At 63.8% G+C, this 13,240-nt stretch carries 11 protein-coding genes; 3 read left to right on the plus strand and 8 right to left on the minus strand.

Features of this window, described 5'->3' with window-relative positions; translation table 11 throughout:
• Positions 1 to 57: 57 nt before the first annotated feature.
• On the plus strand, positions 58 to 930 hold the full coding sequence (locus FX982_RS23145) for an NAD(P)-dependent oxidoreductase (protein WP_172612755.1): 873 nt from the start codon (positions 58 to 60) through the stop codon (positions 928 to 930).
• A gap of 42 nt (positions 931 to 972) precedes the next feature.
• On the opposite strand, the gene FX982_RS23150 is transcribed toward FX982_RS23145, so the two are convergent.
• The 3 genes from FX982_RS23150 to yghX form a co-directional block, all read right to left on the minus strand.
• The gene (locus FX982_RS23150) at positions 973 to 1,662 is read right to left on the minus strand and encodes a GntR family transcriptional regulator (protein ID WP_172613156.1); all 690 of its coding nucleotides are present in this window, start codon (positions 1,660 to 1,662) and stop codon (positions 973 to 975) included.
• Between the two features lie 83 nt (positions 1,663 to 1,745).
• Entirely contained in the window at positions 1,746 to 3,566 is a 1,821-nt protein-coding gene (atzF, locus tag FX982_RS23155; RefSeq protein ID WP_438826293.1) for an allophanate hydrolase, read from the minus strand.
• Positions 3,567 to 4,329: 763 nt separating this feature from the next.
• Positions 4,330 to 5,217, minus strand: coding sequence for a YghX family hydrolase (gene yghX, locus FX982_RS23160; protein ID WP_172612757.1), 888 nt, complete (start codon positions 5,215 to 5,217; stop codon positions 4,330 to 4,332).
• A 263-nt stretch (positions 5,218 to 5,480) separates the two neighbouring features.
• Here yghX and FX982_RS23165 point away from each other — a divergent pair, with 263 nt between their 5' ends.
• Positions 5,481 to 5,912: a nuclear transport factor 2 family protein gene (locus FX982_RS23165; protein ID WP_172612758.1), complete on the plus strand. Its 432-nt coding sequence runs from the start codon at positions 5,481 to 5,483 to the stop codon at positions 5,910 to 5,912.
• Between the two features lie 86 nt (positions 5,913 to 5,998).
• On the opposite strand, the gene FX982_RS23170 is transcribed toward FX982_RS23165, so the two are convergent.
• Entirely contained in the window at positions 5,999 to 6,883 is an 885-nt protein-coding gene (locus tag FX982_RS23170; protein ID WP_172612759.1) for a LysR family transcriptional regulator, read from the minus strand.
• Between the two features lie 116 nt (positions 6,884 to 6,999).
• Here FX982_RS23170 and argC point away from each other — a divergent pair, with 116 nt between their 5' ends.
• Positions 7,000 to 7,923, plus strand: coding sequence for an N-acetyl-gamma-glutamyl-phosphate reductase (gene argC, locus FX982_RS23175; RefSeq protein WP_172612760.1), 924 nt, complete (start codon positions 7,000 to 7,002; stop codon positions 7,921 to 7,923).
• A 22-nt stretch (positions 7,924 to 7,945) separates the two neighbouring features.
• On the opposite strand, the gene FX982_RS23180 is transcribed toward argC, so the two are convergent.
• The 4 genes from FX982_RS23180 to eat form a co-directional block, all read right to left on the minus strand.
• The gene (locus FX982_RS23180; protein WP_172612761.1) at positions 7,946 to 9,364 is read right to left on the minus strand and encodes a CoA transferase; all 1,419 of its coding nucleotides are present in this window, start codon (positions 9,362 to 9,364) and stop codon (positions 7,946 to 7,948) included.
• Positions 9,365 to 9,572: 208 nt separating this feature from the next.
• Positions 9,573 to 10,391, minus strand: a complete 819-nt coding sequence (gene eutC / locus FX982_RS23185; RefSeq protein WP_172612762.1) for an ethanolamine ammonia-lyase subunit EutC — start codon at positions 10,389 to 10,391, stop codon at positions 9,573 to 9,575.
• A 49-nt stretch (positions 10,392 to 10,440) separates the two neighbouring features.
• The gene (locus FX982_RS23190; protein ID WP_172612763.1) at positions 10,441 to 11,832 is read right to left on the minus strand and encodes an ethanolamine ammonia-lyase subunit EutB; all 1,392 of its coding nucleotides are present in this window, start codon (positions 11,830 to 11,832) and stop codon (positions 10,441 to 10,443) included.
• 27 nt (positions 11,833 to 11,859) lie between these two features.
• Positions 11,860 to 13,212: an ethanolamine permease gene (eat, locus tag FX982_RS23195; protein WP_122534432.1), complete on the minus strand. Its 1,353-nt coding sequence runs from the start codon at positions 13,210 to 13,212 to the stop codon at positions 11,860 to 11,862.
• Positions 13,213 to 13,240 lie beyond the last annotated feature (28 nt).

Below are 13,240 nucleotides of genomic sequence, written 5' to 3' on the forward strand. Positions count from 1 at the left end.
CGCCCCGCGTGGCGCTCTCTCGCGCCGTACTCCCTTGGTCTACTGGAGCGTACCCCCATGAAAATCGGCTTTTTGGGCCTCGGCAATATGGGTCAGGCCGTGGCTGGCAATCTGTTGAAAGGCGGTCATGAACTGCTGGTCTGGAACCGTTCTGCCGATGCCGCGCAGCCACTGGTCGAGCAAGGTGCCACGGCGGTCACCGAGCCTGCCCAGGCGTTCGCCGCCGACGTGGTATTCAGCATGCTCGCCGACGACAACGCGTTGCGCACCGTGCTGCTGGATTCCGGCCTGCTCAAACAACTCAAGGGCCCGCTGATTCACGTCAACATGGCGACCATCTCCGTGGCCTTCGCCGATGAACTGGCCGAGCTGCACGCCGCACAAGGCATCGACTACATCGCCGCGCCCGTGATGGGCCGCCCCAACATGGCCGCCGCCGCGAAGCTGAACATCATGGCGGCCGGCTCCGCTGAAGCCATCGAGCGGGTGCAGCCGTTGTTCGACCTGATCGGCAGCAAGACCTGGCCCATGGGCGACAAGCCCTCCAGCGCCAACGCGATGAAACTGGCGATGAATTTCATGCTGGTTTCGGCCATCGAGGCGATGAGCGAAGCCGCCGTGCTGGTCACCCGTCACGGTCTGAAATCCGCCGATCTGGTGCAGCTGGCGGCGGGGACGATCTTTCCCGGCCCGGTGTACGCCGGTTATGGCGCGCTGATTGGCGAACGCACGTACGAGCCGGCGGCGTTCAAGGCGGTGCTGGGGCTCAAGGATGTGGACCTGGTCTTGGCCGCGGCCAGCCAGGTGTCGGTAGAAATGCCAAGCGCCGAGATGATTCGCGCCCACTTGCAGGACGCCATCGACCACGGTCAGGGCGACATGGACCTGGCGGTGTTGGCCGAAGTGACGGAGCGCCGCAATCCGCGCTGAGAGGTCTTTGATTTGTGGGCGATGCGAGGTGCCGACGTCAGCTCAAGGCCGGGCGACGTGAAGCCGGTGCAGGGTGATCTTGCGCACTTCCTGCTTGCTGATCTCGATGTGCTGCGTGAGCAACTGCTGCGCATGCCGGGTCTGGCGATCGAGCACGGCGCCAAGAATCTGCGCGTGCTCGTCGTAGGTCGCCTCGATGCGCGCCGCCTGGGTGAAATCCAGGCGGCGAATGATGCGGATCTTCTCAGTGATCTCCAGGTGCAGCCGCGCCATCTCGGTGTTGCCTGCCGCTTCCAGCAATGCGCAATGGAAACGCTCGTCCAAGGCTGACACTTGCTGGGCGTCTTGCAGGCGTTCGGAGGGGGTGACGAGCCAGGTGTGTTTCAGTTCATCGATGACCGGGTGTTGCTCCAGATCCAGCGCTTCAAGACGAGTCAGAGCTGCGCACTCCAGCACGATGCGCACGTCGTAAAGCTCTTCGAAATAGTTGAAATCGAACGCCCTCACCCGCCAGCCGCTGCGGAAATACACCTCCAGATAGCCTTCGCGCTCTAGCCGATACAGCGCCTGCCGCACCGGCGTGCGGCTGGCCTGCACGCGTTCGGCCACCTCGCCTTCGCTGAAGCGATCTCCCGGCAGCAGGCGGAACTCGAAGATGTCCTCCTTGAGCTGCTGATAGATGCGCTCGGCCAGGTTGTCCGGGCGCAGTTTGGGTTTTTGATGAGGGATGATGGCCTGCGTGCTCCGACTCGGGATGGTTAGACGTGACGTGGCTTTATGCTGTGCATGGTGCGCCGGCCGCGTCAGGCGTTGGGTCAGGCTTTCTTCAGGCTGGCGATGTACGCGCGCCAGCCACCGAAAGGTGTGATGTCCAGCGCGCCGTCGATCGCCCAGGGTTCGCAGATGAAGCCCTTGACGCTGCGACCGTCCTTCAGCGTCAGGTTGCCGATGCCCAGCGGCGCGGGGATCTCGGCAACGAACTCGCCAAAGCGCGCCATCGGGAGGTCCCACAGCTCAACGATGATGGACGTACCGCCTGGGGATTTGACCAGACCCGGTTTGGGTGGAACGGTGCCGGGCAGCGCGTAGAGCCGGTAATCGGCCGCCGTCAGGGTTTGTTCGACGAGCACGGCATCACGACTCGTGAGCTGGACGTTGAGCGGCATGCCGGTCAGGTGCGCACCCACCACGGCAACCCGCACGCTGCCGCGCGGTGCAACGGCTGGCGAAGGTGGCGAAGCGGGCAGTGAGCGACCGGTTGCGCCCAGCGGCAAGCCGACGCTTTCCTGCCAGCGCTGGCCAAACCGGGCGAGCGCGGTATCGTGCCACGCCGGTGCAATCAGGGTGATGCCCGACGGCAAGCCATCCGCACGCATACCGGCAGGCAATGCCAGGGCCGAGAGGTCCGCCAGGTTGGTGAAGTTGGTGTAGAAGCCGAACTGCGAGTTGTACAGCACCGGCTCCGCGGCCATTTCCGCCTGGGTGCGCAAGGTCGCGGAGGTGGGCACGACCAGTGCGTCGAAGCCGGCCAGCGCCTCGTTGATCTGGCGGCTCAGCGTAGCGCGCAGGTACTCGGCGCGGTAGGCGTCACAGGCGCTGTAAGCCAGGCCGCTTTCGACGATGCCGCGCACCACCGGGTTGATGGCGTCGGGGTTGGTTTCCAGCATCGCGGTTAAAGCGACTGCGCGTTCCGCCACCCACGGGCCGTAATAGAGCTGCTCGGCCAGGGCCTTGAACGGGGCAAAGTCGATGCGGGTGATCTCGGCGCCCATGTCGCTCAAACGATGCAGCGCCTGTTCGAACACGGCCTGATTGTGCGTATCGCCGAAGAACTCCAAAGTGTCCGGCACCGCCAGCTTCATCGCGACGCGAAAGCCCACCGGCGCCGTGCCCGGATTGTGGCGGGAATAGGCGTCATCGCTATCAAATCCCTCGGCCAGGCCGGCGACTTTGTGCGCGTCTTCAACGGTCAGCGCGAAGATCGAAATGCAGTCCACGGTCTTGCACGCCGGCACCAGCCCGGTGTTGGGCAATCGGCCCTTGGTGGGCTTCAGGCCGACGATGTTGTTGAACCCGGCGGGCACCCGACCCGAACCTGCGGTGTCAGTGCCTAACGAAAACGCCACCAGGCCCCGCGCCACCACCGACGCCGAGCCAGAGCTGGAGCCGCCACTGACATAATCAGGATTAAAGCTGTTGGGCACGGCGCCGTAGGGCGAACGCGTACCGACCAGGCCGGTGGCGAACTGATCAAGGTTGGTCTTGCCCATCAGAATCGCCCCCGCTGCGCGCAGTCGAGCCACCACAGTCGCGTCCTTGCTTGCGGTGTAGGCAAATTCGGGACACGCCGCCGTCGTCGGCCAGCCGGCGGCATCGATATTGTCCTTGATCGCGAACGGCACGCCGTACAACGGCAGTTGGGTGATGTCGCCGTTCAACGCCGCGAGCCGTTCGGCGAGGGCTTCGAGCTGCTCGCTGATCTGCGCCTCACTGGCACGGGCGATCCATGCGGTGTCGGATTCCGGGTAAGCGCTGGGGAGCGTGAGCAGGACTTCCGGGGACAACTGCCCGGCCTGATAGGCCGTTAGCCACTCGTTAATTGTCCAGCCGAAATGCGGGTTGTGGAGGTCGTGCATGGGAGGCATCCATCTTGTATCCAAGTTTGGATTCAACGAAAGCAAAAGCCGGGCCACGGGGGTGAAAGCCCCGGCCTGCCTGGGTGGATGGTTTCTTACTCACTGTTGAAAGAGCCTGCGCTCGCCTTAAAAAAGCACACCGTGCAGGGTTTTGGTGCCAGTTGGCACACCGCGATCACCTAGTGGGACCGGCTTCAGCCGGGAAGGCGTCGGGTGGCATACCGCGAAAGTGATGGCGAACACACCGGCCTCTTCCCGGCTAAAGCCGGTCCCACAATGAGTACTCGTTCCTTCAGCCAGACCGGTGACGCAAAGCGTCAGGGGATGCATTCCCACGCGGAGCGTGAGGAACGATCAAAAGAGTGGTGGCGATCACGCCGGCCTCTTCCCGGCTAAAGCCAGTCCTAAAAAAAGCATCGCGTGCATCCAGTAGGACCGGCTTCAGCCGGGAAGCTTTTGATCTGCTTTTGATCTTCGGGCCCGGGAAGTCCAGACGACACCTATCGCGACTTGGGTGCAGGCTGAACGCAGGTCTCGCGCAGTGGGCCGAGCCGCATGGATGCGGCGAGAGCGCCGTCAGGACATGGATGTCCGTTCGGCGCGGGCCCACGGAGCGAGACCGGAGTGAAGGAACCCTGACGAAGGAAGGGCCCAACCAGGAGCAGGCACTTTTGCTTACTTTTGGTGCTTTTCAAAAGTAAGTCGCCGAAGGCGAAATGTCTGCCCTTAGGCAGACCCCTCTCAGCCGCACTGCCGTTTCCAGTCAGACCAAGTATTTCCTGAACCAATCCACCGTCCGGTTCCACGCCAATGTCGCGGCGGCATCGTCATACCGCGGCGTCGAATCGTTATGAAAACCGTGGTTGGCGCCCTTATAAATATGCGCCTCATAGGTCTTCCCCGCCGCCTTCAACGCCGCTTCATACGCCGGCCAGCCGTCAGTGATCGGCTTATCCAGCTCAGCGTAATGCAACAACAACGGCGCCTTGATCCGGCTCACATCATCGGCCCTGGGCTGACGGCCATAAAACGGCACCGCCGCCGCCAGCTCCGGGTAGGCCACTGCGGCCGCATTCGAGACACCCCCGCCATAACAAAACCCGGTGATCCCGACTTTTCCGGTGGAGGCGTGATGAGCCATCAGCCATTCGATGCCCGCAAAGAAATCGTTCATCAGCTTTTCCGGGTCGACTTTCTGCTGCAGCTCGCGGCCCTTGTCGTCATTGCCCGGATAGCCCCCGACCGACGTCAGACCGTCAGGCGCCAAGGCAATGAAACCGGCTTTGGCCACACGGCGGGCGACGTCTTCGATGTAGGGATTCAGACCGCGGTTCTCATGCACCACCAGCACCGACGCGACTTTGGCATCGGCCTTCGCTGGCCGCACCAGATACCCGCGCACCTGACCATGGCCCTTGGGCGACGGATACGTGATGTACTCGGCGATGATGTCCGGGTCGGTAAACTCGACCTGCTCGGCCAGCGCATAGTTGGGGCTCAATGAGGCCAGAATCGTCGTCGCCGCCAGCCCGCCCACGGCAAATACCGCCGCGCGATCGAGAAACTCCCGGCGATTGATCTTGCCGTGAACATAGTGGTCATAGAGCTCAAGCAATTCCGGGGCGAAGTCTTTGGCGGTGAGACGGGTCATCTGTGCGCATCCTCATCGGTGGTTCAACGGCCATAGGCGCGATAGCGAGCGTCTGAACGTGCCGCAGCGAGTCCTCAGTAAAGCAGTATTTTGCCAGCCTGTATCAAGACGCGCGGCGGCTCCCCGCTTTCAAACACTCCCTTTCCAACACGCCCGTTGTGGGCTAGCCTGAGCGGCGCAGTTGTACGACGACGTACAAAAGCCACTTTTATCCAGATGGCCCCTGCCTTACGCTTCCATCAACAATAAAAAAGGATGCACCCATGACCAGACTCAAACTGACCCTCGGCTTCCTGTGCCTGTTTTCAGGCTTCGTTGCCGCTGCTCCCTCTGCCGATGAGCAAGACGTCGCCAAAGCGGTCGACAAAATGACCCAGGCGATGCTGCACAAGGACATCCCCGGCCTCAAAGCCCTGACATCCGACAACGTCACCTACGGCCACTCCAGCGGCAAAGTGCAGAACAAGGATGAGTTCATCGCCGACATCGAAACCGGTCGCAGCGGCTTCAATACCCTTGAGATGAAAAACCAGAAAATCAACATGAACGGCGACACTGCCCTGGTGCGCAATCACTTCTCTGCAGAAGCTGTGAACAGTGGCAAGGTCGTGCCGACCGAGATCGAAAACTTTCAGGTCTGGCAGAAACAGAAAGGCCAATGGCTGCTGATCGGGCGCCAGGCGTTCAAATTCTGATGGCATGACAGCCACGCTGTAACCGACCGGGCGCCTGACAGGATCACGCACCGGTCGGCTACACGTCTGCTTTACCACCCCTTGAGCTATAACGCCTCCAGCTCCTGCAACACCTCCAGCACAAACCCGGTCGAGCGTTCGACGCTTCCCGCCCGGTGCGCAATGCCCAATTCCCGCCACAACGCCGGCTGCAACGGACGCATGACAATGCGGTTCTCGGGCGCTGGCGTGGATGCTTCGTGGGGCAATAAGGTCGCGCCATAGCCCGCCCCCACCAGACTCTTGATCGCGTCGTTGTAATTGAGCTGAATGCGCGGCGTCGGCTGGGGCCCCTCGCCCGCAAACCACTCCGCCACCTGGCGGGACAGCCGCGTGGTGGCGTCGTTGAGAATCAGCGGCTGACTGGCGAGCCATGACGGCGTTATCACTGGCGGAGAGTCCCAGCGAGCCGGCAGGAACGCCATCACCGGGTCGCGCCGCCACGGCTGAATCGACAGTCCCTTTACCGGCGCTTGGGGCAATGCAATCACCCCGATGTCCAGGCTGCCGTCCGCGAGCTTTTGCAGCGTCTGTTGTGACGTCAGCACGGCAACCTGCACGTCGATGCCAGGGTGCACCTGCTCCAGGGTTTCCAGCGCCTGGGGCAGCAATTGCGCGATGACACCGGTTGACGCACCCAGCCGCACCCGCCCGGCCAGTCCCTGAACCTGACGCTCGACATCTTCCAGCGCCTGCTCGGCATCGGCCAACAGGCGTCGCGCGCGCGCTATCAGGGTGTCGCCGATGGCCGAAGGCTGAACCCGTCCGCGAGTGCGCGACAGCAAGACGCCGCCCACCCGTTGCTCCAGATCGGCAATGTGCAGGCTGACCGTCGGCGGCGCGAGGTTCAGGACTCGCGCCGCTTCAGCGAACGACCCCTGATCGGCGATGGCCACTAACGTGCGCAACCGATCCAGACTGATTTCCCGCATCGCACGGCCCCCTCTTCAGAAAAACTGAAGTCTACCGTCAATAAATTCAACTTTCTCTATCCACGAGTGGATTGGAAGATGGCGTCCATTGACGACCTTTTTGCGGAATCGAACCCATGCCTCTCCCTATTGTTTTCATCGACGGCGACCAAGGCACCACCGGCCTGCAAATTCACCAGCGCCTGCAAGGCCGCACCGACCTGCATGTGGTCACCCTGCCGGCCGAGCATCGCAAGAACCCTGTGAGCCGAGCTGCCGCGATCAATGCGTGTGACATCGCCGTGCTGTGCCTGCCGGACGATGCCGCGCGCGATGCGGCCGCGAGCATCACCAATCCGGACGTGCGGGTCATCGATGCCAGCTCTGCGCATCGTACCCACCCCGACTGGGTCTACGGTTTTGCGCAGATGAGTGACGCGCAGAAACAAAGCATCGCCAGCGCCCGCCGGGTGAGCAATCCGGGCTGCTACCCCACCGGGGCGATCGGTCTCTTGCGGCCGTTGCTGGAGGCGGGCCTGCTGCCCCGCGACTACCCGATCAGCATCAACGCGGTGTCAGGCTATTCGGGCAAAGGCCGCGCCGGGGTCGATGAATTCGAAGGGCCTGACGCGGCCCAGTCGATTCCGTTTCAAGTCTACGGTCTGAGTCTCGCGCACAAGCACGTCCCGGAAATCCAGCAGTACAGCGGGCTGAGCGAGCGGCCGGTGTTCGTTCCGGCGTATGGCGCGTTTCGTCAGGGCATCGTGCTAACCATCGCGCTGCAAACGCGCCTGCTGCCCCACGGCGTGACGGGCACGACGCTGCATACCGCGCTGGCAAAGCATTATCAGGGCAGCGGGTACGTCGATGTGATGCCGATGGAGCAGTCGCGCGCGCTGACAGGGATCGACCCGCGCCAGCTCAATGGCACCGATAACCTGCGGCTGATGGTGTTCGAGAACGATGGTCACGTGCTGCTCGCGGCCGTGTTCGACAACCTCGGCAAAGGCGCAGCCGGGGCGGCGGTGCAGAACCTGGATGTGATGATTGCGGGTGGCTGACTGACGTTCGACCCGTCGCGCGTTACAGCCATTTCGCGTCGACGCTGCCCAATGCGCACGCCGGTAAATCCCAGTGGGTCGGCGTGCCGTCGATCTGCCCGGCGGGTTTGAGGCGCAGCGCCGGGCCCCAGGCGGTGTGCTCGATGGCGTCGGAATAATCGCTCGGATTCAGCGGTAGCAGCGCTGAAGGCTGCGCCTCGGTTGGGGCAAACGACATCAGCGATAACGCGGTACGCGCCAGGGATGCCTGCACTTGCACGCCCTGCCCGGTGGTCAGTCGCTCGGTCAGTCCGCGCACGGCTGCCGCCGCCATCAAATACCCCGTGGCGTGATCCAGCGCCTGCACCGGCAGCGGCACGGGGCGATCACTTCCCGCTGCGACCATGCCCGCATCGGCGATGCCGCAACCCATCTGTACCAGGCTGTCGAAACCGCGTCGCTCGCGCCACGGGCCGGTCCAGCCGTAGGCGTTGAGCGATACATCCACCAGACCGGGATTGAGCTGGCGGCGGCGTTCGGCACTGAGGCCCAGCCGCGCAAGGGCGTCGGCGCGGTAGCCGTGAACCATCACGTCCGCTTCGCTGATCAGGCCCTCCAGCACTGCGCGATCGGCAGGGTCGCGCAGGTCCAGCCGCGCACAGCGTTTGCCCAGCGCCACCTCCGGCACGGTGCCGGGCTCGTCCCAGCCAGGGGGGTCGATGCGCAGCACCTCGGCGCCGAAACCGGCAAGAAACCGCGTCGCCACCGGGCCGGCCAGGATGCGCGTGAGGTCGAGCACGCGAATGCCCTGCAAAGGACGTTCGCGCGGGACGATCCATTCGGGTCGTGCAGGGTTTGGCTGATGCGCTGCAGCCGGTGCCGCTGGGGCCCGCGTGCGATGGAGCAAGGGTTCGGCGGCGACGGCGCGGCCCTGGGGATGTTCGCGCCAGGCCGAAGCGCTACGCATCGCGGCAGCACACCCCTGATTGTCGACCACCGCGCTTTCCAGCTCACTGGCCTTCCAGCGCAGTACAGACTGACTGACCGCGTCGCGCTCGGCGGCGGTCTCCAGCACGGCGAGCGCGGCCTGACGATGGTGCGGCGCGTTGGTGTGTAAACGAATCCAGCCATCCGCCGCGCGATAGTCCCCCGCCACCGCGTCCCACTGCGCCGGCAGTGACCAGCCCTGGGGCTGAAGGGACGTTGAGAACCAGAACGAGGCCAGGCGCCGATCGACCGTGATCGCAGGCGAGGTGCCGTGGGCCTGATCAATCAGTTCGCCCACCGCCAGATGCGCGGCAGCGATGGCGGCGGTGGCGAAATCGGTGACCGGAAATACCGACGCCAGCGCGCCTTCGCCAGTGAGCTGGAGATGATCGAGGTAGCGAGGCTCGCCGCCGAGGGCCAGCCAGAATTCACGAAGGAAATGCCTGGCGGCAGTGTCGGAATGGGCAGTGGGCATGGGGCAGCGCTCTCGGGAGTGGTGGGAGCAGCCTAGCAAATGAATCTGGAAAGCGGGCTGACACCGCGCAGCTCGTAGGACCGGCTTTAGCCGGGAAGGCGTCGGAAAAGACGCCAGATATTTCCAGCCCTGCAAAGGTGACGCGGAGCGTCACGGGAGGCATGTCCACGCAGAGCGTGGGCACGATCATCTGGGCTGGCTTGGTTCATCATCCACCCAGCAAGAAATTTCCCGGCCGGCTGCCCTCGTCGGCTTCCAGTACCGGCACTTGTGCGTCGTCTTTAAGATTCACGCCGGACAGTTGCCGGCGCCAGGCTTCGCGCATCAGGTACAGCAACTTGTGCGCTGCCATGGCGTAGCTCATGCCCTCGAGGCGCACGTTGGAAATGCAGTTGCGCGCCGCGTCGTTCAGGCCCACCCGCGGTGCGTAGGTGAAGTACAGGCCGAGGCTGTCCGGCGAGCTGAGGCCTGGCCGCTCGCCGATCAGGATCACCACCATGCGCGCCTTGAGCAGTGCACCAATTTCATCGGCAACGGCGACCCGGCCCTGTTCCACCAGCACCACCGGTGCCAGGCTCCAGCCCTCCGCTGCCGCCATTTCGTCAATGCGCTCCAGCATTGCCGGGCTGTGGCGCTGCACCGCCAGCGCAGACAACCCGTCTGCGACCACCAGCGCCAGATCAAATCCTTCAGGATGGGCAGCTGCGTAATCCTTCAGCTGAGCAGCCGACGCCTCGGACAAACGCCGCCCAAGATCAGGCCGTTGCAGGTACATATGGCGGTCGGCTGCCGAGCTTTGCAGGGTCAACGTCTCGCGGGAGCGGCCCGCCAGTTGCTCGGCCAGCGCCCCGTGATCGAACGCCAGATGCACCGCGTCGCGAGCCTGGGCATGGGCGAACTGGAAATCCAGCTGCGCCGCCGTCGGCAGGCTGGTGCCGGCATGCCCGAGGGCAATCCGCGCCGACGTCAGCGATCGCAACTGCTGCCAGGCATCGGCGTGTGCGGGTGATTTCTTGTCATCGCTCATGGCTCATGCCCTTCTCTCGACTGCTGATCACGCCGGTCATTCAATTCGCCTAATTCAGTTGCGCCAGCGCCTTGCGGAACAGCGGCGGCACGCCCTGCCCCAGCCGCACGCCGCCGTCATCCTGGCGCAGGATGTCCATGCGCGTCAGCCATTCCTCAAACTCCGGCGCCGGGCGCAGGCCGAGGGTCTTGCGTGCATACAAAGCGTCGTGAAACGAGGTGGTCTGGTAATTGAGCATCACGTCGTCGGACCCCGGAATGCCCATGATGAAATTGATCCCCGCGACGCCGAGCAAGGTCAGCAGCACGTCCATGTCGTCCTGATCGGCTTCGGCATGGTTGGTATAGCAGATGTCGCAGCCCATGGGCACGCCGAGCAGCTTGCCGCAAAAGTGGTCTTCCAGCCCCGCGCGAATGATCTGCTTGCCGTTGTAGAGGTATTCCGGGCCGATGAAGCCGACCACGGTGTTGACCAGAAACGGATTGAAATGCCGCGCGACGGCGTAGGCGCGGGCCTCGCAGGTCTGTTGATCGACGCCGTGGTGAGCGTTGGCCGACAACGCGCTGCCCTGCCCGGTTTCGAAGTACATCAGGTTGTCGCCCAGCGGCCCGCGCTTCAGGCTCAGCCCGGCTTCGTAGCCCTCGCGGAGGATTTCCAAGCTGATGCCGAAACCGCTGTTGGCCGCTTCGGTGCCGGCGATGGACTGGAACACCAGGTCCAGCGGCACGCCCTTTTCGATGGCCGCAACCGAAGACGTGACGTGGGTCAGCACGCAGGACTGGGTGGGAATCTCGTAATGACGAATGACGCCGTCGAGCATTTTCAGCAGTTCGCTGATGGCGCTGACGCTGTCGGTGGCCGGGTTGATGCCGATCATGGCGTCGCCGTTGCCATACAGCAGGCCGTCGAGCACGCTGGCGGCGATGCCGGCCGGGTCGTCGGTGGGGTGATTGGGTTGCAGCCGGGTGGACATGCGCCCACGCAGGCCGACGGTGTTGCGAAAGCGGGTGACGACGCGAATCTTCTGGGACACCAGCACCAGATCCTGCACCCGCATGATCTTCGACACCGCCGCGACCATCTCCGGGGTCAGCCCCGGCGCCAGTTCCTTGAGGCTGGCCTCGGTGGCGTCGTCCCCCAGCAGCCAGTCGCGGAAGCCGCCAACCGTGAGATGGCTGACCGCGGCAAAGGCCGCGCGGTCATGGCTGTCGACGATCAAGCGGGTGATTTCATCCTCTTCGTAAGGAATCAGCGCTTCGGTGAGGAACTGCTTGAGCGGCACGTCGGCCAAGGCCATTTGCGCCGCCGCACGCTCGGCATCGCTGCTCGCGGCCACTTCGGCCAGGAAGTCGCCGGAGCGCGCGGGGCTGGCCTTGGCCATGAGTTCCCGCAGGCTGTCGAAGCGCCAGACCATGCCACCGATGCTGTGGGAAAAGCTCATGCACACCTCTTTTATCGAACCGCGTTATTAACCGGTGACCGCGACCGCCGCGCTGCGTCCGCGGACCATTTTGCAGAACAGCGCGCCAACGGCCATCAGGCAGATGAATATGGCGCAGATCAGCAGGTTGAACCAGACCATGGCGACGAGGCACACCACCGCCAGCACCAGGGCGATCCCCGGCACGACCGGGTAACCCGGCGCGCGGAAGCTGCGCTCAAGGTTCGGTTCGCTGCGGCGCAACTTGAACAGGCTGAGCATGCTGATGATGTACATCACGATAGCGCCAAACACCGACATGGTGATCATCGCGGCGGTCAGCGTCATGCCCTGCAGATTGATCACACCATCGCTGAGAATCGCGATGATGCCGATCACACCGCCCGCGAGGATGGCGCGGTGGGGCGTCTGGAAGCGCGACAGTTTCGCCAGGCTCGGCGGCAGAAAGCCCGCCCGCGCCAGGGCAAAGAACTGCCGCGAGTAACCGAGAATGATGCCGTGGAAACTGGCCACCAGCCCGAACAGGCCAATCCACACCAGCATGTGCATCCAGTTCGAATTGCCGCCGACCACGGCCTTCATTGCCTGGGGCAGCGGGTCATTGATGTTCGACAGCGTGCGCCAGTCGCCCACGCCGCCGGCGAAGATCATCACGCCGATCGCCAGCACCACCAAGGTCAGAATGCCCGCCACATAGGCCCGCGGGATGGTGCGTTTCGGGTCCTTGGCTTCTTCGGCCGCCATGGCCGCGCCTTCGATGGCGAGGAAGAACCAGATGGCAAACGGGATCGCCGCGAACATGCCGCTGATGGCCGGCAGGCCAAAGGTGTCGGAACCCGCCCAGCCGCCCAGCACGAAATTGCTGAAGCTGAAGCCCGGCGCGACAACGCCCATGAACACCAGCAGTTCAGCCACCGCCAGGACGGTGACCACCAGTTCGAAGGTCGCGGCGATGCTCACGCCCAAAATGTTCAGGGTCATGAATACGAAGTACGCGCCGATGGCCGCAACCCTTGGGTCAAGGGACGGGTACTGCACGTTGAGGTAGGCGCCGATGGCCATGGCGATGGCCGGTGGGGCGAAGACGAATTCGATCAGTGTCGCCAGCCCCGCGATCATCCCGCCGGTGACGCCGAAGGCGCGCAAGCTGTAGGCAAACGGCCCGCCTGCGTTGGGAATCGCGGTGGTCAGCTCGGTGAAACTGAAGATGAAACAGGTGTACATCACCGCGACCATCAGCGTGGTCACCAGAAAGCCCAGCGTCCCGGCGGTGCCCCAGCCGTAACTCCAGCCGAAGTATTCGCCGGAAATCACCAGGCCCACGGCCAGTCCCCACAAGTGCAGGGTTCCCAAGGTCGGTTTGAGTTGTGAAGCAGTCATGAGCGTGTACCCCGGTAGCCAGGCGACG

Source organism: Pseudomonas graminis, assembly GCF_013201545.1.
Taxonomy (GTDB): Bacteria; Pseudomonadota; Gammaproteobacteria; order Pseudomonadales; family Pseudomonadaceae; genus Aquipseudomonas.

What these genes read in the sequence shown, in the direction of transcription:
- FX982_RS23170 (WP_172612759.1), bottom strand. Translation starts at nt 6,883, where the DNA reads ATGCGGGAAATCAGTCTGGATCGGTTGCGCACGTTAGTGGCCATCGCC.
- FX982_RS23165 (WP_172612758.1), top strand. Translation starts at nt 5,481, where the DNA reads ATGACCAGACTCAAACTGACCCTCGGCTTCCTGTGCCTGTTTTCAGGC.
- eutC (WP_172612762.1), bottom strand. Translation starts at nt 10,391, where the DNA reads ATGAGCGATGACAAGAAATCACCCGCACACGCCGATGCCTGGCAGCAG.
- yghX (WP_172612757.1), bottom strand. Translation starts at nt 5,217, where the DNA reads ATGACCCGTCTCACCGCCAAAGACTTCGCCCCGGAATTGCTTGAGCTC.
- FX982_RS23190 (WP_172612763.1), bottom strand. Translation starts at nt 11,832, where the DNA reads ATGAGCTTTTCCCACAGCATCGGTGGCATGGTCTGGCGCTTCGACAGC.
- FX982_RS23180 (WP_172612761.1), bottom strand. Translation starts at nt 9,364, where the DNA reads ATGCCCACTGCCCATTCCGACACTGCCGCCAGGCATTTCCTTCGTGAA.
- FX982_RS23145 (WP_172612755.1), top strand. Translation starts at nt 58, where the DNA reads ATGAAAATCGGCTTTTTGGGCCTCGGCAATATGGGTCAGGCCGTGGCT.
- argC (WP_172612760.1), top strand. Translation starts at nt 7,000, where the DNA reads ATGCCTCTCCCTATTGTTTTCATCGACGGCGACCAAGGCACCACCGGC.
- atzF (WP_438826293.1), bottom strand. Translation starts at nt 3,566, where the DNA reads ATGCACGACCTCCACAACCCGCATTTCGGCTGGACAATTAACGAGTGG.
- eat (WP_122534432.1), bottom strand. Translation starts at nt 13,212, where the DNA reads ATGACTGCTTCACAACTCAAACCGACCTTGGGAACCCTGCACTTGTGG.